This window comes from Variovorax sp. HW608 (assembly GCF_900090195.1).
GTDB lineage: Bacteria > Pseudomonadota > Gammaproteobacteria > Burkholderiales > Burkholderiaceae_C > Variovorax.
In genome coordinates this window covers 4,537,996-4,559,122 of sequence record NZ_LT607803.1, presented here as the reverse complement: position 1 = coordinate 4,559,122, position 21,127 = coordinate 4,537,996, and the positions used below count along the sequence as shown (strand labels likewise).

The following is a 21,127-nucleotide window of genomic DNA, read 5'->3' as shown; positions in this document are numbered from 1 at the left end:
TCAAGCCTTCTTGTCTTCGCCGATCAGCAGGCGGGTGTCGGAGAGGTACATGTGGGGAGGGACTGGCAGATTGTCCGGCGCGGGCTTGTTCTTGAAGACCCGGGCCGCGAGATCGAAGGTCGAGCCGTGACAGGGGCAGAGGAAGCCGCCTTTCCAGTCATCGGGCAGCGACGGCTGGGGACCCGCCTGGAACTTGTCGGTCGGAGAGCACCCGAGATGGGTGCAGATCCCGACGACCACCAGGATTTCGGGCTTGATCGAGCGATGCTCGTTGCGCGCGTACGGGGGAGTGAACTCGTCCGGATTGCGCTTGGATTGCGGATCGGCGAGCAGCGGATCGAGCTTGGACAGTTCGGCGATCTGCTCGGGCGTGCGCTTGAGGATCCACACGGGCTTGCCGCGCCATTCGACCGTCATCTTCTCGCCCGCCTGGAGGCCGCCGATGTCGACTTCCACCGGAGCTCCGGCAGCCTTGGCTCTTTCGGATGGCTGGAAAGTGCTGACGAACGGCACGGCGACAGCCACTCCGCCCACCGCTCCTGCACAACCCGATGCGATCAACCACGTCCGCTTGCTAGTGTCAACCCGGGCGTGGCCGGCTGCGCTATCACTCATGGGGGATCCTCAATGTTCTTCGCTAAGGTCTTGGGGTCAACCAACGATTGTAGCGGAGCGTAAATCGCGAATTCAATGCAGCGAGACGCGCGTAAGCGACACATTGCCTTCGTATTAATCCACGTCAAACGCACCCCTATACTGGCCGGCGTTTCGCAATTCCGGACATGAGGTACCCGACATGAGCTTTCTCAAGGAGTTTCGTGAATTTGCCGTCAAGGGCAACGTGATCGACCTCGCGGTCGGCGTGATCATCGGTGCTGCCTTCGGCAAGATCGTCGAGTCCTTGGTGGGCGACATCATCATGCCGATCGTCGGGCTCGTGTTCGGCAAGCTCGATTTCTCGAATCTCTATATCCTCCTCGGGCCCAAGCCGGCCAATGTGGGCGACGCGCTGGTGGAACTGAAGAAGGCCAACGTGCCGGTGCTGGCTTATGGCAATTTCATCACCGTCGCGGTCAACTTCCTGATTCTTGCCTTCATCATTTTCCTGATGGTCAAGCAAATCAACCGGCTGCGGAAGACGCAAGAAGCACCGCCACCGGCAACACCGGAAGACACCGTGTTGCTGCGCGAGATCCGGGACAGCCTCAAGCAGCGCTGAGCGCCGCTCAGTGCGCTTTCGCCGCCTCGCGTGAAAGCGATCGCGCCATGCGAACCGCCTCGATGAGGCTCGACGCATCGGCGCGTCCGGTCCCCGCGATATCGAACGCGGTGCCGTGATCGGGGCTCGTCCGCACGAGCGGCAAGCCGAGCGTCACATTGACGCCCTTCTCCACACCGAGGTACTTCACCGGGATCAGCCCCTGGTCGTGATACATCGCGACCACCACGTCGAACGCTCCGGTCCGCGCGCGCATGAAGACGGTGTCCGGCGCATGCGGCCCGTCCGCATCGATGCCCTCGTTGCGCGCCGCGGCGATCGCCGGCGCGATGATGTCCCGCTCCTCGGTGCCGAAGAGACCCCCCTCCCCCGCATGAGGATTGAGGCCCGCGACACCGATCCTCGGCGGCCTGCCGAGCACGGCGGTCAACGAGCGCTGCGTGATCCGCAGCGTCTCCAGGACGCCGTCGAAGCTCACCGCCTCGATGGCTGCGCGCAGCGACACGTGAATGCTCACGAGGACCGTGCGCAACTCGTCGTTGGCGAGCATCATCCGCACCGGCACCTCGGAAACCGGGCGGCCGAGGTAGGCGGCCGCCTCGGACTGGAGCAGTTCGGTATGACCCGGGAAGCTGAACCCGGCTGCGGCGAGGGCTTCCTTGTGCAATGGCGCGGTCACGATGGCCGCGATCTCGCCGTGCAGCGCCGCGCGGGCGGCCCAGACCACGCAATCGCCGGCAATGCGCCCCGCCGGGGCGCTGACCTCGCCGAGCGGAATGGACGCTTCGGCCTTCTGCACGACCTGCAGCACCGGCACGCAGTTCGGAGGGATGCCGGCCACCTCCGCAAGCGATTCGATCTCGGCAACAGGCAATGCGAGGGCGCCGGGCGCCGCGAGCCGCCCCGCGGCACGCCGGACGAGGCCGACATCCCCCGCAACGAAGCATCCGCGCATGGCCTCGCCCGCATCCCGGAACGCCTTGACGATGATCTCGGGACCGATGCCTGCAGGGTCACCCAGGGTGACGGCAATGGGAAGCGACACGGTACTCAGGCGGGGTTGTCGATGTCGATGAATTCGTGCGCCAGCCCCAGTTGCTGCGCCACATGGCCCGCAACCGCCGGCGCACCGTAGCGCTCGGTCGCATGGTGCCCGCAGGCCAGGAAGGCGACGCCCATCTCGCGCGCATAGTGGACCTGCGGTTCGGAGATCTCGCCGGTGATGAAGGCATCCGCCCCGGCGGCAATCGCGGCCTCGAAATAGCCCTGCGCGCCGCCCGTGCACCACGCGACGTTCCTGATCGGGCGTGCGGCGCCCTCGACGAGCGTGACCGGCTTCCCGAGCGCCTTCTCGACGTGCGTTGCCAGGGCCTTCGCATTGGCAAAGGTCTCGCCATTGCTTCGGGCACCGAGAAAGCCCAGTTCCTGCTCGCCGAATCGGCCTGCGGATCCGGCATGGGCGGCGAGGCCCAGTCTGGCGCCAAGCTGCGCGTTGTTGCCGAGATCCGGATGCGCATCCAGCGGCAGGTGATAGGCGAACAGGTTGACGTCGTCGCCGAGCAGCAAGCCCAGGCGCTGCCGCATCCACCCCGTCACACGGCCGTCCTGTCCGCGCCAGAACAGGCCGTGGTGAACGAAGATCGCATCGGCCTCGGCGTGGATGGCGGCCTCGATGAGCGCGCGGCTCGCGGTGACGCCGGAAACGATCTTGCGGACCGTGGTGCGGCCTTCGACCTGCAGGCCGTTCGGTCCGTAGTCCTTGAATCGCTCGGGAGCGAGCAGCAGATCGAATGCGTGAAGGAGTTCGTGGCGGGTCGTACTCATTGCGCCATTGTGGCCCGGGCCGGCGCGGCCCGCATCGCATGGCCGCGCGCCGCCAGGGGCGACAGGCCGAGCGCGAAGCCCAGCACCGCCAGCAGGCCGACGTAGTGCGCCGGCGCCATCGGGTCCTTCGCGAGCCACAGCGTGAGGATGACCGGCGTCAGGCCGCCGAAAACCGCATACGACATGTTGTAGGCGAACGAGAGCCCGGTGAAGCGCACCGGTGCCGGAAAGGCGCGCACACCGACGATCGGCACCGTGGCGACGGTGCCGACGAAGAGGCCCACCAGCCCGTAGTGCCACACGAGCGAAGCCGGCGTGCCGGGCAGGCTCGTGTAGAACAGGTACGTGGTGACGAAAAGGCCACCCCAGCCGATCAGCATGACTGCGCGCGTGCCGATACGGTCCGTCGCCCAACCCACGAGGATGCAGCCGAGCGACAGCATCAGCGTGGCGACCGCGTTCGCTTCGAGCGCGAGCGTCGCGGGCACATGGTGAACCTTCTGCAGGTAGGTGGGCGTGTACAGCGCCACCACCACGATCGCCGCCGACAACACCCAGGTCAGCAAGGCGACGAGCACACTGGCGCCGCGATGTTCGCGCAGCACCGTCTTGAGCGGCAGTTCGCGCGCGACGCTGCGGCGGTCCGCCAGCTCCCGGAAGACCGGCGTCTCGTGAAGGAAGCGCCGCAGGTAGACCGACACCAGTCCGAACACCCCGCCGAGGATGAACGGGATCCGCCAGGCAAAGCCCGACACCTCGGCCGGCGAATAGTGCCTGTTGATGGCCACCGCGACCAGCGATCCCAGCAGGATGCCGCCCGTGATGCCCGAGGTGAGCGTGCCGACACCGAACCCGTAGCGGCGTGCCGGCACGTGCTCGGCCACGAACACCCAGGCGCCGGGCATCTCGCCGCCGATCGCCGCGCCCTGCAGCACCCGCATCGCGAGCAGCAGCAGCGGCGCCGCCACACCGATGCTCGCGTAGGTCGGCAGCAGACCGATGACCAGCGTCGGCGCCGCCATCAGGAAGATCGAGAGGGAGAACATGCGCTTGCGGCCGAGCTTGTCGCCGAAATGCGCGATCACGACGCCGCCGATCGGCCGGGCCAGATAGCCGGCGGCGAAGATGCCGAAGGTCTGAAGCTGGCGCAGCCAGTCCGGCATGTCGGCCGGGAAGAAAAGCGCCCCCAGCACCGAGGCGAAGAAGACGTAGATGACGAAGTCGTAGAACTCGAGCGTGCCACCGAGCGCCGACAGCGCCAGCGTCTTGTAGTCGCGGGCATCGAGAGTGCGCGCCGAAGAGGCGCGCGCGGAGGGCGCCGAAGCGCCTTCGACGAAGGCTTGTGCAGTCATGGGCAGACGAAAGAGAAACCGGGAAAAGCGACCCTCGGCGGACCGAGGCCTGGGGTCTTGCGGATGCGGCTTCTCGCTGCAGGGTCTTGCGCGCGCCGCGCCGAAGAAATCCCTGTAGGGCGCCCGGCTGCAAGCGCCTCGATTTTAGGGTTTACCCTTATTTCTTGCCGTCCGTAGGGATGAAGCCCCTACCCACGCCTGCCAGCCCGAGCTAGCGACTGGTGGACAATCGAATTCTTTGGCGCCCACGCGGGGCACCGTTTTCATCGTTCTTCAGCTCTTTCATGAAACGCACCTGGCTGCTGTTCTCACAGGCCGTCACCGTCCTTCTTGCGGCCTATTTCGTGGTCGCAACGCTCAAACCCGAATGGCTCGACAAGAGGGCGAGTTCGCTCGGCGGCGTGGTCTCGGTCGTCGAGGCACCGCCGGCCAATCCCCTGGCCGCCGCGCCGGGCAGCCTGAGCGCCGCGGCGAAGAAGGCCTCCCCGGCCGTGGTGAGCATCAACACCAGCAAGGCGGCCCAGCTCAATCCGCGCAACAGCGATCCCTGGTTCCGCTTCTTCTTCGGCGACCAGGGCACGGACCAGCCCCAGGTCGGCCTCGGCAGCGGCGTGATCGTCAGTGGCGAGGGCTACATCCTGACCAACAACCATGTCGTGGACGGCGCGGACGAGATCGACGTCACGCTCAACGACGGCCGCCACGCGCGCGGCAAGGTGATCGGCACGGACCCCGAGACCGACCTCGCGGTCCTCAAGATCGAGCTCGACAAGCTGCCCGTGGTCGTGCTGGGCAACTCCGACGCGCTGCAGGTCGGCGACCAGGTACTCGCCATCGGCAATCCGTTCGGCGTCGGCCAGACTGTCACGAGCGGCATCGTGTCGGCGCTCGGCCGCAACAAGCTCGGCATCAACACCTTCGAGAACTTCATCCAGACCGATGCCGCGATCAACCCCGGCAATTCGGGCGGCGCGCTGATCGACGTCTACGGGAATCTCGAGGGAATCAACACCGCGATCTTTTCCCGCTCGGGCGGCAGCATGGGGATCGGGTTCGCCATTCCAGTCTCGACGGCCAAGCAGGTGCTGGAGGACATCGTGAAGTCCGGCCGGGTCACGCGCGGCTGGATCGGGGTGGAACCGAACGATCTTTCGCCGGAACTGGCGGAGACCTTCGGCGTGAAGGCCCGTACCGGCGTCATCATCACCGGCGTGCTGCAGAACGGCCCCGCGGCCAAGGCCGGGGTGCGTCCCGGCGACGTCATCACCGGCGTCGGCGACAAGAACATCGGCAATGTTCAGGAACTGCTGACGGCCGTCGCCGGACTCAAGCCGGGCAGTGCCACGCGCTTCGCGCTGCAGCGCGGCGGCGACAAGCTGGAACTGGACGTCACGCCGGGTTCACGGCCGAAATCGCAGATCCGGCGCGCGCCGGACAGCGAATAACGGCCCGGGGATCCGCTCAGGACTGGGCGGAATCGGCGCTCTCTTCGGGCGCCTTGCTGTACTTGGTGAAGTAGCGCGCCCCGACGATGCCGACCTCGTACAGCAGGCACATCGGGATGGCGAGCGCCAGTTGCGAAACGACGTCCGGCGGCGTGAGCACCGCCGCGACGACGAACGCGACGACGATGAAATAGCCACGGAAGGAGCGCAGCTTCTCGATCGTGACCATGTCGAAGCGCACCAGCAGCATCACCACGATCGGCACCTGGAACGCCACACCGAAGGCGATGTAGAGCGACAGGATCGCCTCCACGTAGGACGCGATGTCGGGCGTGGCCGCGACCGCCGCGGGCGTGAATCTCTGGATGAAGCCGAACATCTTGTCCAGCACGAAGAACTGCACGAAGGCAATGCCGGCATAGGCCAGCAGGCTGCCGAAGATGATCAGCGGCAGCGCGAACCGCTTTTCGTGGCTGTAGAGCCCCGGCGCCACGAACATCCAGCACTGGTACATGAGCCAGGGCAGCGCCAGCAGCACCGCCGTCATCAGCAGCACCTTCAGCGGCACGAAGAAGGGCGAGAAGACGCCGATGGCGATCAGCTTCGCGTCGTGCGGCATGTGGGCGCGGATCGGCACCGCGATCAGGTCGATCAGGCCGCTCGGCCCCGGCCAGATGGCGAGCAGCACGCCGGCGACCGCAAGACCATAGATGCAATAGAGCAGGCGGTCCCGCAGCTCCATCAGGTGTTGGACGAAGGGCTGTTCCGTGCCAGCCAGTTCGTCTTCTTTGTTCTTGTCTGTGGGGTCAGCCATGTGGGGGCGCGGTCGGGAACTCGGGACGCGCGGGGCGCGAGCGGATCGCCGCCGGAGCTAGTTGATCTTGTGGGGGCGGTAGCGCGCCACGCGCGCCGCGCCTGAAAGCGCCTTGGTGCGCACACCGTTGCGGGCCTTGTACCACTGCGGCGTGGCGCCCTGCTTCAGGCGCCAGTTCTTGCGCGGATGCTTGTACTCGGGGTAGACCGGCGCTGCCTCGACAGATTCGGAGAACGACTGGCCGACATCGGCGAACTGCTTTTCGAGCTCGCTCGCGCCGGACTGGATGCTGTGCTCGACCTCGCGGGCGGCATCCTGCACCGTGTCCTTCATCCTGCGCAGCTCGTCGAGGTCCATCGAGCGATTGACCTCGGCCTTGACGTCGTTCACGTAGCGCTGCGCCTTGCCGAGCAAGGTGCCGACCGTGCGCGCCACCCGCGGGAGCTTTTCCGGCCCGAGAACGATCAGCGCAATGGCGCCGATCAGCGCAAGCTTCGAGATGCCGAGATCGATCACGGACGGCTGTCGCTCAGGACTTCTGGCGCGCTTCGACGTCGATCGTCGACTTGTCGGCCGCCGCGTTGTTGGTGACCTGCGCGTTCGGCGCCGGCGGCGTTTCGGGGGCCGAGCCGTCCTTCATGCCGTCCTTGAAACCCTTGACGGCGCCGCCGAGGTCGGACCCGATGTTGCGAAGCTTCTTGGTGCCGAAAATCATCACGACGACCAGCAGCACGATCAGCCAGTGCCAGATGGAAAGTGAGCCCATGGATTACTCCTGAAGAATGTGAACAATTTTAGTCGGCGCGCAAATGCCGCCCGACAAGGCGGATATCAACCTCTGAGCCAGGGACGCGGACCGCCCATGACGTGGACATGCAGATGGTGGACTTCCTGGCCGGCTTCGGCACCGGTATTGACCACGATGCGGAAACCGCCCTCCGGATACGGCCTGCAGCCCTGCTCGATCGCCAGTTTCGGAGCCAGCGTCATGATCCGTCCGAGCAGCGCGGCATCGTCCGAAGTGACCTGGGCCATCGAGGGAACGTGGCGCTTGGGCACGATCATGAAGTGCACCGGCGCCCACGGCGCGATGTCATGGAAGGCGACAAGCTCCTCGTCCTCGTAGACCTTGCGGGAAGGAATCTTCCCTTCGATGATCTTGCAGAAGACGCAGTGGGGGTCAGAGGACATCGGACGGCTCCATGGATCGGCCCGCATTCATTCGCACCATCCCCTTGACGATGCGATAGAGGAACCAGAGGGAAATGAGTGCCCAGGCAGCCCAGCCCGGCACCAGAAACAGCAGCCACAGCCAGGAGGTCAGCACATACAGCAGGCCGGCCCAGAGCACGGAGCGGATGCGCCAGCTGAAATGCGACGCCTGCCAGGTGCCGGCGGCATCGTCGCGCTTGACCAGGTCGACGATGAGCGCGATCAGCAAAAGCCCGATCGAGGCCTGGGCGCCCGGCAGCACGGCGCCCACGGCCACCACCAGGTGCAGGATGTAGCTGACCCAGCCCCAGGTCTTGAGCGAGTCATCAGGGTCCACGGTGACGATGTCGTTGGGCATGGTGTCCTCTCAATCGTTCGAAGCTTCGCGCACCTGCGCCTTGCGCAGGGCCTTTTCCTCGATCCCGCTGGTGCCTTCGCGGCGCTCGAGTTCCGCCACCACGTCGCTCGGCGCAAAGCCGTAGTGCGCGAGGGCGATCATGCTGTGGAACCACAAATCGGCGACTTCGTTCACCAGTTTCGTGCGATCGCCGCCATGGTCGGCGTCTTTCGCGGCCATGACGACCTCGGTCGCTTCCTCGCCGATCTTCTTGAGGAACGCATCCGGGCCGCGGTGCAGCAGCCGGGCAACATAGCTCTTCTCGGGGTCGCCGCCGCGCGCAGGCAGGCGGCTTTCGATGACGGCGGCGAGACGCGCCAGCGCGTCCTCGGCATTCCGCCCTGGGGTGTCGGTGCTCATCTTGGAGTCGGTGTGTAGATCGATGCGGGGTCTTTCAGGACCGGTTCGGTCACGACCCAGCGGCCATTCTCGTACTTGCTGAAAAAGCAGCTGTGACGGCCGGTATGGCAGGCAATGCCCGGCTCGTGGCCCTGCTGCGTGACCTTGAGCAGCACGACATCGTTGTCGCAGTCGAGCCGGATCTCGTGCACGGTCTGGACGTGGCCCGACTCCTCGCCCTTGAACCAGAGCCTGGCGCGCGACCGGCTGAAATACACGGCACGGCCGGTCTCCGCGGTCTTGGCCAGCGCCTCGCGATTCATCCAGGCGAACATCAGCACGTCGTTGCTGCCGCGTTCCTGCGCGATGACCGGCACGAGGCCGTTCGCGTCCCACTTCACTTCGTCCAACCAGTCCATTCGCCTATTGTCGGTGCAATAGAGGCCACACCGCCGGCAGTCGGTTACTGCCGCACGGGAATGCCGCGCGCAGCCATCTGCGCCTTGGCTTCGCCGACGGTGAATTCGCCGTAGTGGAAGATGCTGGCCGCGAGCACCGCATCCGCGCCGCCGATCTGGATGCCGTCCGCCAGATGCGCCAGGCTGCCGACGCCGCCGGAAGCGATCACGGGGACGCTGACCGCATCGCTCACCGCCCGGGTGAGCTCGAGGTCGAAGCCGCTCTTGGTGCCGTCGCGGTCCATGCTGGTGAGCAGGATCTCGCCGGCGCCGCGGCGGGCCATCTCGACCGCCCACTGCACCGCATCGAGGCCGGTGTTCTTGCGGCCGCCGTGGCTGTAGACGTCCCAGCCCGGCCCGCGCGTCGCCGCGTCCTCGGCACTGCGGCGCTTGGCGTCGATGGCCACCACGATGCACTGCGCACCGTACTTGCGGGACGCGTCCTCGATCACCTGCGGATTGGCGATCGCGGCCGAATTGAAGCTGGTCTTGTCCGCCCCGGCATTCAGCAGCCGGCGCACGTCCGCGACCGTCCGCACGCCGCCGCCGACGGTCAGCGGAATGAACACCTGCGAGGCGACCGCCTCGATGATGGGCAGGATCAGGTCCCGGTCGTCGCTGGTCGCCGTGATGTCGAGGAAGGTGAGTTCGTCGGCGCCCTGAGCGTTGTAGCGGGCAGCGATTTCGACCGGGTCGCCGGCGTCCCGCAGTTCGACGAAATTGACGCCCTTGACGACACGGCCGCCGGTGACGTCGAGGCAGGGAATGATGCGTTTGGCAAGCATGGGAGATTCAGGACAAGGATTCAGGAGACGGTGAGCTGCTGCCAGCACTGCCACTGCGCACCGGGCGCCAGCAGAACGGACTCGTCGATGCGCGCGGCCTCGACGCACAGCATGTGGCGCCAGCCGTCGTCCGGCAGGTCGTCGAGCTTGGCGCTCAAGGCCGGACCGGGGTTCCACACCACGGTTTCTGTGCAGCTCGCGCTCTGGGCGATTTCGAGCGTGCCGGACGGCTGAACGAGGCGCAGCGGCTGCGCGGGGGACGCATAGACGCTATCGAATTCGCTGCCGAAGCGAAGCGCCGGCGCCACATCCACATGGCGGTCGTCGCGCACCGCGTCCCAGCGGTTGGCGCCTTGCAGGCCCTCGAGCCGGGCCGCCGTGACGTCGTCGACGCGCAGATAGGAATGAAGCGCCGCGGCGAACGACCACGGCCCGCTGCCGGTGTTGCCGATCGCGAGCGCCAGCCGCAGCGAATGCGGCTCCAGCGTGACGACGAGACGCGCCCGGAACGAATGCGGCCAGATCGCCCGCGTCGCGGCGTCGTCGTGCAGCGCGAGGGTGGCGGTCGCGTGCCTGCCGTTCACCTCGACGGCTTCCGCCTGCCAGGCGACATTGCGCACGAAGCCGTGCTTGGGCAGGGGGCCGCGCATGTTGAACTGCGGCCAGCAGATCGGCACGCCGCCGCGGATGGCACTCTGGCCGTCGAAGCGCGCGTCGGGGCTCAGGTAGAGCCGCTCGACGCCGTCGGCCGTCATCCAGGACAGCACATGCGCGCCGTGCAGCGCCACCATGCAGCTGTCGCCGCCGGACAGCGCGAAGCGCACCACCGGCTGGCCGCGAAAGATCGACGTTTGGACGGACATGGCCCGATTTTAGGTTTGGCCCGCGCCGGGATTGCGGCCGGCGCTGTTTTCGCTTGAAATCTCATCGGCAGACGCTCGCGGAGGCGGTCGTCGGCCAGGAGCGACTCGCCGGTCCCGTCACCAGGAGAACCCATGAGAAAAAAGCTGCCGCCCGCCGCCTGGATCCTGATCGCGATGGTGATCGGGATCATCGTGGGTTACATGGTCTTCGTGAATTTCCCCAACAAGCGGACGGCGGCGGAGATCGCGGGCTACATCTCGATCGTCTCGGACGTGTTCCTGCGGCTCATCAAGATGCTGATCGGCCCGCTGGTGTTCTCCACGCTGGTGGTGGGCATCGCGCACATGGGCGACGCCGCATCGGTGGGGCGGGTGTTCGGCAAGGCACTGGCGTGGTTCATCACCGCGTCGCTGGTCTCGCTGGTGCTGGGCCTCGTCATGGCCAACCTGCTGCAGCCGGGACACAACCTGGGGTTGCCGCTGCCCGACATCGGCGCCTCGGCGAACCTCGCGACTGCCAAGTTCACGCTGAAGGATTTCATCTCCCACATGGTGCCGAGATCCTTCGTGGAGGCGCTCGCGAACAACGAGATCCTGCAGATCGTGGTGTTCTCGATGTTCTTCGGCGTCGCCCTGGCCTCGCTCGGCGACAAGGGCAAGACGCTGGTCGCCTCGATCGACGAGCTGTCGCACGCCATGCTCAAGATCACCGGCTACGTGATGAAGTTGGCGCCGCTCGCGGTGCTGGCGGCCATGGCTGCGACGGTGGCGGTCAACGGCCTCGATATCCTGATCAAGTTCGCGGTGTTCATGGGCGGCTTCTATCTGAGCCTCTTCCTGCTGTGGAGCCTCTTGGCCTTGGCCGGGTTCGTGTTCCTCGGCCCGCGCATCGTGAAGCTGCTGCAGTACATCCGCGAGCCCTTCCTGCTGTCGTTCGCCACCGCGAGCTCGGAGGCGGCGTACCCGAAGATCCTGGTGGCGCTCGACCGCTTCGGCGTCAAGCGCAAGATCTCGAGCTTCGTGATGCCGATGGGCTATTCCTTCAACCTCGACGGCTCGATGATGTACTGCACCTTCGCGGTGCTCTTCATCGCGCAGGCCTACGACATCCCTCTCACGATCGGCACCCAGATCACGATGCTGCTGATCCTGATGCTGACCTCCAAGGGCATGGCCGGCGTGCCGCGCGCCTCGCTGGTGGTGATCGCGGCGACGCTGAACCAGTTCAACATCCCGGAGGCCGGGCTGCTGCTGATCCTCGGCGTGGACACCTTCCTGGACATGGGCCGCTCGGCCACCAACGCGGTGGGCAATTCGATCGCCACCGCGGTGGTCGCCAAGTGGGAAGGCGAGCTGCTGACCGAGACCGAGGCCGACGCCAACGCGCGCTCCATGGACGCGGAGAGCGCGGCCACGCTCGCCCACCCGATGCACGCCTGAGGCCCATCATGACGCTCGTGCGGATGCTGCCGGCCATCGCGGCCCTGTGGATGGGCCTCGCCGGCTTCGTGCCGCAGGCCTCGGCGCAGACCGAGCCGACGCCGACAACGCCCGCCGCGCTCACCGGCACGCTGGCGAAGGTGCGCGACGCGGGCGCCGTGACCATCGGCTACCGCGAATCGTCGATCCCGTTCTCGTTCCTGTCGCCGCGCAACGAGCCGATCGGCTATTCCATCGAGCTGTGCAAGGCGCTGGTGGAAGCCATGAGCGACGCGGTGCACAAGACGCTGGCGACGAAATGGGTGCCGGTGACCGCGGAATCGCGCATCGATGCGGTGGTCAGCGGACAGGTGGACCTCGAATGCGGCTCGACCACCAGCAACCTGGAGCGGCAGAAGCGGGTCGCGTTCTCGCCGACGATCTTCGTCTCGGGCACCAAGCTCCTGGTGCGCAAGGACTCGCCGATCCGGTCGTTCCGGGACCTGGGCGGCCGCGCCGTCGCGGTCACCAGCGGCACGACCAACGAGAAGACCATGCGCGACATCGCCGCGCGCTTCAGGATCGGCATGAACCTGCTGGCCTCGCGCGACCACGCCGAGTCTTTCGCGCTCGTGAAGTCCGGCAAGGCCGAGGCGTTCGCGACCGATGACGTGCTGCTCTACGGCCTGATCGCGCAGGACCGGGGCGGGAGCGGCGGCGAAAGCAGCTACGAGGTCGTGGGCGAATTCCTTTCGTACGACCCGTATGGCGTGATGTACCGGAAGGACGATCCGCAGATGACGCGGGTCGTGAACGACACCTTCCACGATCTGGCGGAGGACGGCGAGATCGAGCGGCAGTACAAGCGCTGGTTCCTGCGCAAGCTGCCGTCGGGCACGGCGCTGAACCTGCCGATGAGCCCCCAGCTCGAGACCATCATCCAGACGATGGCCGTGCGCTCGGAATGAGCGCGGCGAAGCGTCAGGCCGCGTCGGCCAGTTCGTCGGCGCGGGCCTGCGCGGCCGCGAAGTCGAGGTCGCCCGAATAGATCGCACGGCCGCAGATCACGCCTTCGACGCCCTCGTCCTCGATGGCGCAGAGCTTCTCGATGTCGGCCATGTTCGACAGCCCGCCCGATGCGATGACCGGAATGGTCAGCGCCTGCGCCAGGCGCACCGTGGCTTCGATGTTGATGCCCGAGAGCATGCCGTCGCGGCCGATGTCGGTGTAGATGATCGACTCGACGCCGTAGTCCTCGAACTTCTTGCCGAGATCGGCCACTTCGTGGCCGGTCAGCTTGCTCCAGCCGTCGGTCGCCACCTTGCCGTCCTTGGCGTCCAGGCCGACGATGATGTGGCCGCCGAAGGCGCTGCACGCATCCTTGAGGAAGCCGGGGTTCTTGACCGCGGCGGTGCCGATGATCACGTAGCGCAGACCGTCGTCGATGTAGCGCTCGATGGTGTCGAGATCGCGAATCCCGCCGCCGAGCTGCACCGGGATGTCATCGCCCACTTCCCTCAGGATGGCCTTGATCGCCGCGTGATTCTGCGGCTTGCCCGCGAACGCGCCGTTCAGGTCGACGAGATGCAGCCGCCTTGCACCGGCGTCCAGCCACTTGCGTGCCATCGCGGCGGGATCTTCGCTGAACGTGGTCGACTGGTCCATATCGCCCTGCTTGAGGCGAACGCAGTGGCCATCTTTGAGGTCGATCGCAGGAATGAGGAGCATGGTGCGGGATTGCTTGGAACGAGCGATGGAGTCGCGGGAAATCTAAGCGGGGTGAGGGAGTGGAAGGCGGCAATCGTACCCAGAATCCGGCGTGCGCATCGGCGGTCCGGGCCGGTCGGTCGATGCGTCTGCTGCCTCAAGGATTCCAGTGGAGGAAATTTCGATAGAGCTGCAACCCATGGTCGGCGCTCTTCTCGGGGTGGAACTGGGTGGCAAAAATATTATCGCGCGCAACGGCGGCGGTAAAGCGCTCGCCATAGTCCGCCTCGCCCACGCTGTGCGCGCGATCGGCAGGCTTGGCATAGAAGCTGTGCACGAAATAGAAGTAGCTCTGGTCGGGCACCCCGGCCCACACGGGGTGCGGATGCGTCTGCGCGACCTGGTTCCATCCCATCTGCGGGACCTTGTAGCGGCTGCCGTCGGGCTGCCTGCGGCCCTCGAGTTCGAAGCGCCGGACCTCGCCCGGGATGAGGCCGAGCCCCTCGGTCGGCCCCTCGTCGCTGTGCGACAACAGCATCTGCATGCCGACGCAGACGCCGAACAGCGGCTTGCTCGCCGCCGCTTCGAGCACAGGCTCCAGAAGGCCCGAATCGCGCAGCTCGCGCATGCAGTCGGGCATCGCGCCCTGCCCCGGCAGCACGACGCGGGTGGCGCGGCGCACCACGTCCGGATCGGAGGTGACGAACACCTCGACCCCGACCTGATCCGCCGCATGCTGGACCGCCTGCGAGACCGACCGCAGGTTGCCCATGCCGTAGTCGATCACGGCCACAGTGTTCTTCGTCATGGATGAGTCTCCGTGCAGCAACGGTTCCGGTTCAGAGCGATCCCTTGGTCGAAGGGATGACGCCCGCCGAACGCGGATCGAGCTCCAGCGCCGCGCGCAGCGCGCGGGCGAAGGCCTTGAACACCGTCTCGCACTGGTGGTGCGCATTGACGCCTTTGAGGTTGTCGATGTGCAGCGTGACGAATGCGTGATTGACGAAACCGTGGAAAAACTCGGAGGTGAGCTGCGTGTCGAAGGTGCCGATCATGCCGCTCGTGAAAGGCACGTCCATCACGAGTCCGGGGCGGCCCGAGAAGTCGATCACCACGCGGCTGAGCGCCTCGTCGAGCGGCACGTAGGCATGGCCGTAGCGGCGGATGCCCTTCTTGTCGCCCACCGCCTTCGCGACCGCCTGGCCGAGCGTGATGCCGACGTCTTCCACCGTGTGGTGGCCGTCGATGTGCAGGTCGCCCTGGCAGTCGATTTCCAGATCCATGAGGCCGTGGCGGGCGATCTGGTCGAGCATGTGGTCGAAGAAGCCGATCCCGGTCGACAGCTTCGCCTTGCCGCTGCCGTCCAGGTTGACGTGGACCGTGATCTTCGTCTCGGCCGTGTTGCGGGTGACGGACGCGGTTCGCGCGCCAGCGGCGACGACTGCTTCGGGGGCCGTGGGGGTGTTCATAGTGAGGATTCCAGCGCCGCGATCATCCGCGCATTCTCGTCGGCGGTCCCGACGGTCAGCCGCAGGCAGTTCGCGAGCAACGGATGCATTTTAGAAACGTTCTTGACCAGCACGCCGGCGGCCTTCATGCCCTCGAAGGTCCTGGCGGCATCGGGCACGCGGATCAGGATCATGTTCGCCTCGCTCGGCCAGCTCTTCACGGCGGGCAGCCGCGCGAGGGCCTCGAAGATCCGGGCGCGCTGGCGGCGGATATCCGCCGCCTGCCCGGCGAACACGTCGGCATGCTCCAGCGCGAACAGGGCGCACTCGCAGTTCAGCACGCTGACGTTGTAGGGCGGGCGGACCTTGTCGATCTCCGACACCAGCGCGGCCGGGCCCATCATGTACCCGAGGCGCACGCCGGCAAGGCCGAACTTGCTGAGCGTCCGCATCAGCAGAACATGGTCGTGGCGCGTCACGCGGTCGATGTAGCTCTTGGCGGCGAACGGCTGGTAGGCCTCGTCGATGACGACCAGGCCGCCCTGCTCGCCCTGCGCCTTCACGATCCGCTCGATCGCCGCATCGTCCCAGAGGTTGGCCGTGGGGTTGTTCGGATAGGCAAGGTAGACGATCGCGGGCTGCTCGCGCGCGATGGCATCCAGCATCGCGCCTTCGTCGAGTTCGAAGTCCGCCGTCAGCGGCACGCCGACGAAGCGCAGGCCCTGCAATTGGGCGCTCATCGCGTACATCACGAAGCCGGGCACCGGGGCGAGGATGGCCGCACCCGGCAGATCGCAGGCCATGGCCAGCAGCGAAATCAGCTCGTCCGAGCCGTTGCCCAGCATCAGCGAGAAGCCTTCCGGCATGGCGGCGTATTCGGCCAGGGCGCGCTGCAGATCGGCGCCGCGCGCGCCGGGATAGCGGTTCAGCGCGAGCGCGCCCAGGCGCCGGCCGAGCGCGGCCTGCAGCGCCGGCGGCAGGCCGTGCGGGTTCTCCATGGCGTCGAGCTTGAGCATGCCTCGGGCGTCCTGGACGGCGTAGGCGTGCATCGATTGCACGTCGGCGCGGATGCGGTCGAGTGCGCGGTTCGTCTGGATCGTGGATGTCATTCGGTTCAGGGCGAGCAGCGGTAGCTGTTGCGCAGGGCGGCGGCGAGCACGAGCTGCACCGGCATGTCGGCCTCGTAGTTGTCGGCGTTGCGCGTCAGTTCGGTCTGGAAGAGCGAGCGCGCCATGGCCGGCTCGAGCTTGCGCCCGTTGACGCAGAAATGCGGCTTGAGCCCCGCGCGCTGGTCGGCGTCGCTGGCTTCACGCAGACCCTCCATGACGCCCACCAGGTAGTAGTTCGCGTAGTTCTTGCCGTCCTTCTCGTTGGATTCGAGGGTGCGCAGTTCGCGGATGGACATCGCCTGCGCGCCAGCAGCAGCGAATGCCAAGGCGGCAAACACGAGCAGCTTGGGGGAGAACATCACTTGATCCGCATTCGCGCCGCTTCCGCGTGCGCTGTCAGGCCCTCGCCTTCGGCCAGCGTCACGGCCACGCGCCCCAAGGCCTGGGCGCCGGTTTCGCTGACTTCGATGAGGCTCGAACGCTTCTGGAAGTCGTAGACGCCCAGCGGCGAGCTGAAGCGCGCGGTGCCGCTGGTCGGCAGCACGTGGTTCGGGCCCGCGCAGTAGTCGCCGAGGCTTTCGCTGGTGAACGCGCCAAGGAAGATGGCGCCCGCGTGCCTGAGCAGCGGCTCCCAGCGATGCGGCTCGCGGCTGCTGACTTCGAGGTGTTCGGGCGCGATTCGGTTGCTGATCTCGCAGGCCTCTTCCATGCTGCGGGTCTGGATCAGTGCACCACGCCCGTTCAGCGAGGCCGCGATGATCTCCGCGCGCGGCATGGCGGGCAGGAGCCGGTCGATCTCCTGCTGAACCCGCTCGATGTAGGCGGCATCCGGACACAGCAGGATGCTCTGCGCGAGCTCGTCGTGCTCGGCCTGGCTGAAGAGGTCCATCGCGACCCAATCGGGCGGCGTCGTGCCGTCGGCCAGCACCAGGATCTCGCTCGGCCCCGCGATCATGTCGATGCCGACCGTGCCGAACACCCGGCGCTTGGCGGCGGCCACATAGGCATTGCCGGGGCCGGTGATCTTGTCGACCGCCGGGATCGCGGCCGTTCCGTACGCGAGTGCCGCCACCGCCTGGGCGCCGCCGATCGTGAAGGCGCGGCTCACGCCGGCCACGTGCGCCGCGGCCAGCACGAGCGGGTTCTTCTCCCCACCCGGCGTCGGCACGACCATGATGATCTCGGCCACGCCCGCGACATGCGCCGGAATGGCGTTCATCAGCACGCTGGACGGATAGGCCGCCTTGCCGCCGGGCACGTAGATGCCGACGCGGTCCAGCGGCGTGACCTTCTGGCCCAGCAGCGTGCCGTCCGCATCGCGGTAGCTCCAGCTTTCGCCGCTCGCCTTCTTCTGCGCCTCGTGATAGCTGCGCACCCGGCTTGCCGCGGCTTCGAGCGCGTTGCGCTGCTCGGCCGGCAGCGACTCGAAGGCGCTGCGCAATTCGGCGGCGCTGAGTTCGAGCGCCTCCATGCCGGCCGCTTCGAGCCGGTCGAAGCGGCGCGTGTACGCCAGCACCGCCTCGTCGCCGCGACGCTGCACATCCGCGAGGATGTCCGCCACCACCTGCTCGATGGCCGCGTCCGCCTCGGCGGACCAATGCAGGCGCGCCTTGAATTCGGCCTCGAAACCGGCCGAAGCGGTCGACAGGCGCGAAGGGGTGGCTTTCAGGTTCATGGCAAGGTCACGAGGAAGGAATGGCCGACTCGAACGCGTCGACGATGCGCCGGATCGCTTCGCGCTTGAGCTTGAGCGCCGCCTGGTTGACGACCAGCCGCGCGCTGATGTCCATGATGCGCTCGACCTCGACCAGGTGGTTGGCCCTGAGGGTATTGCCGGTCGAGACCAGGTCGACGATGGCGTCCGCGAGCCCGGTCAACGGCGCCAGCTCCATGCTGCCGTAGAGCTTGATCAGGTCGACGTGCACGCCCTTGCTGGCGAAGAAGTCGCGGGCCAGGCCCACGTACTTGGTCGCCACCTTGATGCGCGAACCCTGCTTCACGGCCGAGGCGTAGTCGTAGTCTGCGCGCACCGCGACGCTGAGGCGGCAGGCGGCGATGCGCAGGTCGAGCGGCTGGTACAGGCCCTGGTTTCCGTGTTCGAGCAGCACGTCGAGCCCGGTCACGCCCAGGTCCGCGCCGCCGTACTGCACGTAGGTCGGCACATCCGAGGCGCGCACCAGCACGACGCGAACGTCCGGCCGGGTCGTCGCCAGGATGAGCTTGCGGGACTTTTCGGGATCTTCCGTCACCTCGATGCCCGCCGCGGCGAGCAGGGGCATGGTCTCCTCGAAGATCCGCCCCTTCGAGAGCGCGAGCGTGATCATGGCTGCACCTCGGCAGGACCGGCCACGCGCTCGATGTCGGCCCCGATGCCGCGCAGCTTCGATTCCATGCGGTCGTAGCCGCGATCGAGGTGGTAGATCCGGTCGACCAGCGTTTCGCCATCGGCCACGAGCCCGGCGATCACCAGGCTGGCGGATGCGCGCAGGTCGGTCGCCATCACGGTCGCGCCCGACAGCTGCGAACCGCCTTCGATCACCGCCACCTTGCCGTCGGTCTGGATGCGCGCGCCGAGGCGCAGCATTTCGTCGACGTGCATGAAGCGGTTCTCGAAGATCGTCTCGGTCACCGTCGACGTGCCGTCGGCGATCACGTTGAGCGCCATGAACTGGGCCTGCATGTCGGTCGGGAAGCCCGGGTACTCGGTCGTACGGAAGCTCTGGGCCTTGAGGCGGCCCTGGCTGCGCACGCGGATGCCGTCCTCGGCGGCCGTCACTTCGGCGCCGGCGGCGAGCAGCTTTTCGATCACGGCGTCGAGATGATCGGCACGGCCATGTTTCAGGAAGACATCACCGCCGGTGGCCGCCACGGCGCACAGGAAAGTGCCCGCCTCGATGCGGTCCGCCACCACCTGGTGCGTGCAGCCGCCGAGCTTTTCCACGCCCTGGATGCGGATGCGGCTGGTGCCATGGCCTTCGATCTTCGCGCCCATCGCGATCAGCATCTCGGCCAGGTCGGTGATCTCGGGCTCCTGGGCGGCGTTCTCGAGCACCGTCTCGCCTTCGGCCAGCGCGGCCGCCATCAGGAAGTTCTCGGTGCCGGTGACGGTCACCATGTCGGTCGTGATGCGCGCACCGTGCAGGCGCTTGCGGCCACCGCCGAGGCTCGCGATCATGTAGCCGTGCTCGACCACGATCTCGGCACCCATCGCCTGCAGGCCCTTGATGTGCTGGTCGACCGGCCGCGATCCGATCGCGCAGCCACCGGGCAGCGAGACCTTGGCGCGCCCGAAGCGGGCGATCAGCGGCCCGAGTGCGAGCACCGACGCGCGCATGGTCTTGACCAGCTCGTACGGCGCCTCGGGCACTTCGAGCGAGCGCGCATTGATGCGCACCGTCCCGTTGTCGTCGCGCTCGGCCGCCACGCCCATGTTGTGGACCAGCTTGAGCATGGTCTCGACGTCCTTCAGCCGGGGCACGTTGTGCAGTGTCACCGGCTGGTCGGTCAGGAGCGCCGCGCACAGTTCGGGCAGGGCGGCGTTCTTGGCGCCGGAAATGCGTACTTCGCCGCGAAGCGTACGCCCGCCGCGAATCAGAAGTTTGTCCATGAAGAATCCAGCGGAGGTCTAGAGGGAGGGCGAAGAAGTCTGCTTCGCCCACTCGGCGGGCGTGTAGGTTTTCATCGAGAGCGCATGCACCTCGTCGGTGTGCATTTTGGCACCCAGGGTCGAGTAGACGAGCTGATGGCGCTGGATCGCGCGCTTGCCCTCGAACGCGGGGGAGACGATGGTTGCGTACCAATGGCGTCCGTCGCCCTCGAGCGTGATGTGCTCGCAGGCGAGGCCCGCCGAAATGATCGATTGGAGTTCTTCCGCGGTCATGATGTCAGTAGGAACGAAGGTGCGGGTTCATCCGCGAATCTTGTAGCCGATGCGCAAGAGATGCACGGCGATGGCGCTCACGACCAGCCAGGCGGCGCCGACGATCGCCAGGCTCAGCCACGGCGACACGTCGCTCACGCCGAAGAAGCCGAAGCGGAAGCCGTCGATCATGTAGAAGAACGGGTTCAGGTGGCTCACGGTCTGCCAGAAGGGCGGCAGCGATCCGATCGAATAGAAGACGCCCGAGAGGAAGGTCATCGGCATGATCAGGAAGTTCTGGAACACCGCCATCTGGTCGAACTTCTCGGCCCAGAGTCCGGCGATCAGCCCCAGCGTGCCGAGGATCGCGGCCCCCAGGAAGGCGAAGACGATGATCCACCACGGCGCGACGAAGCCCGGCATCGCGAAGAGCGCCGTCACCACGAAGACGCCGAGCCCGACCGCCAGCCCGCGCACGACCGACGAGCCGACGTAGGCCAGGAACCAGCCCCAGTGCGACAGCGGCGTGAGCAGCACGAACACCAGGCTGCCCATGATCTTGCTCTGGATGATCGACGACGAGCTGTTGGCGAAGGCGTTCTGCAGCACGCTCATCATCACGAGGCCCGGCACCAGGAAGGCCGTGTAGCTCACGGTCCCGTAGACCTTGACGTGGTCCTCGAGCACATGCCCGAAGACCATCAGGTAGAGCAGCGCGGTGAGCACGGGCGCACCGACGGTCTGCAGGCCGACCTTCCAGAAGCGCAGGATCTCCTTGTACAGCAGAGCGCGCCAGCCCAGCGCATTGACCATCATTGGAGCCCCCTCGCTCGGCACTTCGTGTCCTCGCTGCCCCCCGAGGGGGTGCGAGCTTGCT

At 66.8% G+C, this 21,127-nt stretch carries 27 protein-coding genes; 4 read left to right on the top strand and 23 right to left on the bottom strand.

Features of this window, described 5'->3' with window-relative positions:
- Entirely contained in the window at window positions 1–615 is a 615-nt protein-coding gene (gene petA, locus VAR608DRAFT_RS21455; RefSeq protein ID WP_088955900.1) for a ubiquinol-cytochrome c reductase iron-sulfur subunit, read from the bottom strand.
- 181 nt (window positions 616–796) lie between these two features.
- Between petA and mscL the strand changes: the two genes are divergently transcribed.
- Window positions 797–1,219 (top strand): large conductance mechanosensitive channel protein MscL, encoded by a 423-nt coding sequence (mscL, locus tag VAR608DRAFT_RS21450; RefSeq protein ID WP_088955899.1) that lies wholly within the window; start codon window positions 797–799, stop codon window positions 1,217–1,219.
- Between the two features lie 7 nt (window positions 1,220–1,226).
- On the opposite strand, the gene pdxA is transcribed toward mscL, so the two are convergent.
- Genes pdxA through VAR608DRAFT_RS21435 form a run of 3 tightly spaced genes read right to left on the bottom strand, consistent with a single transcriptional unit; the run spans window position 1,227 to window position 4,395 of the window.
- Entirely contained in the window at window positions 1,227–2,264 is a 1,038-nt protein-coding gene (gene pdxA / locus VAR608DRAFT_RS21445) for a 4-hydroxythreonine-4-phosphate dehydrogenase PdxA (protein WP_088955898.1), read from the bottom strand.
- A 5-nt stretch (window positions 2,265–2,269) separates the two neighbouring features.
- On the bottom strand, window positions 2,270–3,043 hold the full coding sequence (locus VAR608DRAFT_RS21440) for a Nif3-like dinuclear metal center hexameric protein (protein WP_088955897.1): 774 nt from the start codon (window positions 3,041–3,043) through the stop codon (window positions 2,270–2,272).
- Entirely contained in the window at window positions 3,040–4,395 is a 1,356-nt protein-coding gene (locus VAR608DRAFT_RS21435) for an MFS transporter (RefSeq protein ID WP_088955896.1), read from the bottom strand. The genes VAR608DRAFT_RS21440 and VAR608DRAFT_RS21435 overlap by 4 nt, the downstream gene beginning before the upstream one ends.
- 284 nt (window positions 4,396–4,679) lie before the next feature.
- Between VAR608DRAFT_RS21435 and VAR608DRAFT_RS21430 the strand changes: the two genes are divergently transcribed.
- Complete coding sequence (locus VAR608DRAFT_RS21430) at window positions 4,680–5,840, top strand: S1C family serine protease (RefSeq protein WP_088955895.1); 1,161 nt, start codon at window positions 4,680–4,682, stop codon at window positions 5,838–5,840.
- A 16-nt stretch (window positions 5,841–5,856) separates the two neighbouring features.
- Here VAR608DRAFT_RS21430 and tatC read toward each other — a convergent pair whose 3' ends face one another.
- The 9 genes from tatC to VAR608DRAFT_RS21385 all read right to left on the bottom strand — a co-directional run bounded on the left by tatC (window position 5,857) and on the right by VAR608DRAFT_RS21385 (window position 10,708).
- On the bottom strand, window positions 5,857–6,654 hold the full coding sequence (gene tatC, locus VAR608DRAFT_RS21425; protein ID WP_088955894.1) for a twin-arginine translocase subunit TatC: 798 nt from the start codon (window positions 6,652–6,654) through the stop codon (window positions 5,857–5,859).
- A 57-nt stretch (window positions 6,655–6,711) separates the two neighbouring features.
- Complete coding sequence (tatB, locus tag VAR608DRAFT_RS21420; RefSeq protein WP_088955893.1) at window positions 6,712–7,170, bottom strand: Sec-independent protein translocase protein TatB; 459 nt, start codon at window positions 7,168–7,170, stop codon at window positions 6,712–6,714.
- A gap of 13 nt (window positions 7,171–7,183) precedes the next feature.
- The gene (gene tatA, locus VAR608DRAFT_RS21415; protein ID WP_088955892.1) at window positions 7,184–7,420 is read right to left on the bottom strand and encodes a Sec-independent protein translocase subunit TatA; all 237 of its coding nucleotides are present in this window, start codon (window positions 7,418–7,420) and stop codon (window positions 7,184–7,186) included.
- 65 nt (window positions 7,421–7,485) lie between these two features.
- On the bottom strand, window positions 7,486–7,845 hold the full coding sequence (locus VAR608DRAFT_RS21410; RefSeq protein WP_088955891.1) for a histidine triad nucleotide-binding protein: 360 nt from the start codon (window positions 7,843–7,845) through the stop codon (window positions 7,486–7,488).
- The gene (locus VAR608DRAFT_RS21405; RefSeq protein WP_088955890.1) at window positions 7,835–8,224 is read right to left on the bottom strand and encodes a DUF4870 family protein; all 390 of its coding nucleotides are present in this window, start codon (window positions 8,222–8,224) and stop codon (window positions 7,835–7,837) included. Before VAR608DRAFT_RS21405 ends, VAR608DRAFT_RS21410 begins: the two co-directional genes overlap by 11 nt.
- A gap of 9 nt (window positions 8,225–8,233) precedes the next feature.
- The gene (locus tag VAR608DRAFT_RS21400) at window positions 8,234–8,623 is read right to left on the bottom strand and encodes a phosphoribosyl-ATP diphosphatase (RefSeq protein ID WP_088955889.1); all 390 of its coding nucleotides are present in this window, start codon (window positions 8,621–8,623) and stop codon (window positions 8,234–8,236) included.
- Window positions 8,620–9,021, bottom strand: coding sequence for a phosphoribosyl-AMP cyclohydrolase (gene hisI, locus VAR608DRAFT_RS21395; protein WP_088955888.1), 402 nt, complete (start codon window positions 9,019–9,021; stop codon window positions 8,620–8,622). Before hisI ends, VAR608DRAFT_RS21400 begins: the two co-directional genes overlap by 4 nt.
- A gap of 44 nt (window positions 9,022–9,065) precedes the next feature.
- A complete protein-coding gene (gene hisF / locus VAR608DRAFT_RS21390; protein ID WP_088955887.1) occupies window positions 9,066–9,845 on the bottom strand; it encodes an imidazole glycerol phosphate synthase subunit HisF in 780 nt (259 codons plus the stop codon).
- Between the two features lie 20 nt (window positions 9,846–9,865).
- The gene (locus VAR608DRAFT_RS21385) at window positions 9,866–10,708 is read right to left on the bottom strand and encodes a D-hexose-6-phosphate mutarotase (RefSeq protein ID WP_088955886.1); all 843 of its coding nucleotides are present in this window, start codon (window positions 10,706–10,708) and stop codon (window positions 9,866–9,868) included.
- A 132-nt stretch (window positions 10,709–10,840) separates the two neighbouring features.
- On the opposite strand from VAR608DRAFT_RS21385, the gene VAR608DRAFT_RS21380 reads away from it, so the two are divergent.
- Window positions 10,841–12,148 (top strand): dicarboxylate/amino acid:cation symporter, encoded by a 1,308-nt coding sequence (locus tag VAR608DRAFT_RS21380; protein ID WP_088955885.1) that lies wholly within the window; start codon window positions 10,841–10,843, stop codon window positions 12,146–12,148.
- Window positions 12,149–12,156: 8 nt separating this feature from the next.
- Window positions 12,157–13,095 (top strand): amino acid ABC transporter substrate-binding protein, encoded by a 939-nt coding sequence (locus VAR608DRAFT_RS21375; protein ID WP_088955884.1) that lies wholly within the window; start codon window positions 12,157–12,159, stop codon window positions 13,093–13,095.
- Window positions 13,096–13,108: 13 nt separating this feature from the next.
- Here VAR608DRAFT_RS21375 and hisA read toward each other — a convergent pair whose 3' ends face one another.
- The 10 genes from hisA to VAR608DRAFT_RS21325 form a co-directional block, all read right to left on the bottom strand.
- A complete protein-coding gene (gene hisA, locus VAR608DRAFT_RS21370) occupies window positions 13,109–13,855 on the bottom strand; it encodes a 1-(5-phosphoribosyl)-5-[(5-phosphoribosylamino)methylideneamino]imidazole-4-carboxamide isomerase (RefSeq protein ID WP_088955883.1) in 747 nt (248 codons plus the stop codon).
- A 136-nt stretch (window positions 13,856–13,991) separates the two neighbouring features.
- Window positions 13,992–14,642 (bottom strand): imidazole glycerol phosphate synthase subunit HisH, encoded by a 651-nt coding sequence (gene hisH / locus VAR608DRAFT_RS21365; protein ID WP_088955882.1) that lies wholly within the window; start codon window positions 14,640–14,642, stop codon window positions 13,992–13,994.
- Window positions 14,643–14,673: 31 nt separating this feature from the next.
- Window positions 14,674–15,303 (bottom strand): imidazoleglycerol-phosphate dehydratase HisB, encoded by a 630-nt coding sequence (gene hisB / locus VAR608DRAFT_RS21360; RefSeq protein ID WP_088955881.1) that lies wholly within the window; start codon window positions 15,301–15,303, stop codon window positions 14,674–14,676.
- Window positions 15,300–16,391 carry a histidinol-phosphate transaminase gene (gene hisC, locus VAR608DRAFT_RS21355; protein ID WP_088955880.1) on the bottom strand — a complete coding sequence of 364 codons (1,092 nt, stop codon included), beginning with the start codon at window positions 16,389–16,391 and terminating at the stop codon, window positions 15,300–15,302. Before hisC ends, hisB begins: the two co-directional genes overlap by 4 nt.
- 5 nt (window positions 16,392–16,396) lie before the next feature.
- The gene (locus tag VAR608DRAFT_RS21350; protein ID WP_088955879.1) at window positions 16,397–16,750 is read right to left on the bottom strand and encodes a Rap1a/Tai family immunity protein; all 354 of its coding nucleotides are present in this window, start codon (window positions 16,748–16,750) and stop codon (window positions 16,397–16,399) included.
- Window positions 16,750–18,066 (bottom strand): histidinol dehydrogenase, encoded by a 1,317-nt coding sequence (gene hisD / locus VAR608DRAFT_RS21345; RefSeq protein WP_088955878.1) that lies wholly within the window; start codon window positions 18,064–18,066, stop codon window positions 16,750–16,752. The genes VAR608DRAFT_RS21350 and hisD overlap by 1 nt, the downstream gene beginning before the upstream one ends.
- Window positions 18,067–18,073: 7 nt before the next feature.
- Entirely contained in the window at window positions 18,074–18,715 is a 642-nt protein-coding gene (hisG, locus tag VAR608DRAFT_RS21340) for an ATP phosphoribosyltransferase (protein ID WP_088955877.1), read from the bottom strand.
- A complete protein-coding gene (gene murA, locus VAR608DRAFT_RS21335) occupies window positions 18,712–19,998 on the bottom strand; it encodes a UDP-N-acetylglucosamine 1-carboxyvinyltransferase (RefSeq protein ID WP_088955876.1) in 1,287 nt (428 codons plus the stop codon). The genes hisG and murA overlap by 4 nt, the downstream gene beginning before the upstream one ends.
- An 18-nt stretch (window positions 19,999–20,016) precedes the next feature.
- Window positions 20,017–20,271 carry a BolA family protein gene (locus tag VAR608DRAFT_RS21330; protein ID WP_088955875.1) on the bottom strand — a complete coding sequence of 85 codons (255 nt, stop codon included), beginning with the start codon at window positions 20,269–20,271 and terminating at the stop codon, window positions 20,017–20,019.
- A 27-nt stretch (window positions 20,272–20,298) separates the two neighbouring features.
- Complete coding sequence (locus VAR608DRAFT_RS21325) at window positions 20,299–21,063, bottom strand: ABC transporter permease (RefSeq protein ID WP_088958898.1); 765 nt, start codon at window positions 21,061–21,063, stop codon at window positions 20,299–20,301.
- Window positions 21,064–21,127: the final 64 nt, after the last annotated feature.

Excerpts from the sequence above, each read along its gene's own strand:
- petA (WP_088955900.1), bottom strand. The coding sequence starts at position 615 with ATGAGTGATAGCGCAGCCGGCCACGCCCGGGTTGACACTAGCAAGCGG.
- mscL (WP_088955899.1), top strand. The coding sequence starts at position 797 with ATGAGCTTTCTCAAGGAGTTTCGTGAATTTGCCGTCAAGGGCAACGTG.
- VAR608DRAFT_RS21440 (WP_088955897.1), bottom strand. The coding sequence starts at position 3,043 with ATGAGTACGACCCGCCACGAACTCCTTCACGCATTCGATCTGCTGCTC.
- VAR608DRAFT_RS21435 (WP_088955896.1), bottom strand. The coding sequence starts at position 4,395 with ATGACTGCACAAGCCTTCGTCGAAGGCGCTTCGGCGCCCTCCGCGCGC.
- VAR608DRAFT_RS21430 (WP_088955895.1), top strand. The coding sequence starts at position 4,680 with ATGAAACGCACCTGGCTGCTGTTCTCACAGGCCGTCACCGTCCTTCTT.
- tatC (WP_088955894.1), bottom strand. The coding sequence starts at position 6,654 with ATGGCTGACCCCACAGACAAGAACAAAGAAGACGAACTGGCTGGCACG.
- tatA (WP_088955892.1), bottom strand. The coding sequence starts at position 7,420 with ATGGGCTCACTTTCCATCTGGCACTGGCTGATCGTGCTGCTGGTCGTC.
- VAR608DRAFT_RS21410 (WP_088955891.1), bottom strand. The coding sequence starts at position 7,845 with ATGTCCTCTGACCCCCACTGCGTCTTCTGCAAGATCATCGAAGGGAAG.
- VAR608DRAFT_RS21405 (WP_088955890.1), bottom strand. The coding sequence starts at position 8,224 with ATGCCCAACGACATCGTCACCGTGGACCCTGATGACTCGCTCAAGACC.
- VAR608DRAFT_RS21400 (WP_088955889.1), bottom strand. The coding sequence starts at position 8,623 with ATGAGCACCGACACCCCAGGGCGGAATGCCGAGGACGCGCTGGCGCGT.
- hisI (WP_088955888.1), bottom strand. The coding sequence starts at position 9,021 with ATGGACTGGTTGGACGAAGTGAAGTGGGACGCGAACGGCCTCGTGCCG.
- hisF (WP_088955887.1), bottom strand. The coding sequence starts at position 9,845 with ATGCTTGCCAAACGCATCATTCCCTGCCTCGACGTCACCGGCGGCCGT.
- VAR608DRAFT_RS21385 (WP_088955886.1), bottom strand. The coding sequence starts at position 10,708 with ATGTCCGTCCAAACGTCGATCTTTCGCGGCCAGCCGGTGGTGCGCTTC.
- VAR608DRAFT_RS21380 (WP_088955885.1), top strand. The coding sequence starts at position 10,841 with ATGAGAAAAAAGCTGCCGCCCGCCGCCTGGATCCTGATCGCGATGGTG.
- VAR608DRAFT_RS21375 (WP_088955884.1), top strand. The coding sequence starts at position 12,157 with ATGACGCTCGTGCGGATGCTGCCGGCCATCGCGGCCCTGTGGATGGGC.
- hisA (WP_088955883.1), bottom strand. The coding sequence starts at position 13,855 with ATGCTCCTCATTCCTGCGATCGACCTCAAAGATGGCCACTGCGTTCGC.
- hisH (WP_088955882.1), bottom strand. The coding sequence starts at position 14,642 with ATGACGAAGAACACTGTGGCCGTGATCGACTACGGCATGGGCAACCTG.
- hisB (WP_088955881.1), bottom strand. The coding sequence starts at position 15,303 with ATGAACACCCCCACGGCCCCCGAAGCAGTCGTCGCCGCTGGCGCGCGA.
- hisC (WP_088955880.1), bottom strand. The coding sequence starts at position 16,391 with ATGACATCCACGATCCAGACGAACCGCGCACTCGACCGCATCCGCGCC.
- VAR608DRAFT_RS21350 (WP_088955879.1), bottom strand. The coding sequence starts at position 16,750 with ATGTTCTCCCCCAAGCTGCTCGTGTTTGCCGCCTTGGCATTCGCTGCT.
- hisD (WP_088955878.1), bottom strand. The coding sequence starts at position 18,066 with ATGAACCTGAAAGCCACCCCTTCGCGCCTGTCGACCGCTTCGGCCGGT.
- hisG (WP_088955877.1), bottom strand. The coding sequence starts at position 18,715 with ATGATCACGCTCGCGCTCTCGAAGGGGCGGATCTTCGAGGAGACCATG.
- murA (WP_088955876.1), bottom strand. The coding sequence starts at position 19,998 with ATGGACAAACTTCTGATTCGCGGCGGGCGTACGCTTCGCGGCGAAGTA.
- VAR608DRAFT_RS21330 (WP_088955875.1), bottom strand. The coding sequence starts at position 20,271 with ATGACCGCGGAAGAACTCCAATCGATCATTTCGGCGGGCCTCGCCTGC.
- VAR608DRAFT_RS21325 (WP_088958898.1), bottom strand. The coding sequence starts at position 21,063 with ATGGTCAATGCGCTGGGCTGGCGCGCTCTGCTGTACAAGGAGATCCTG.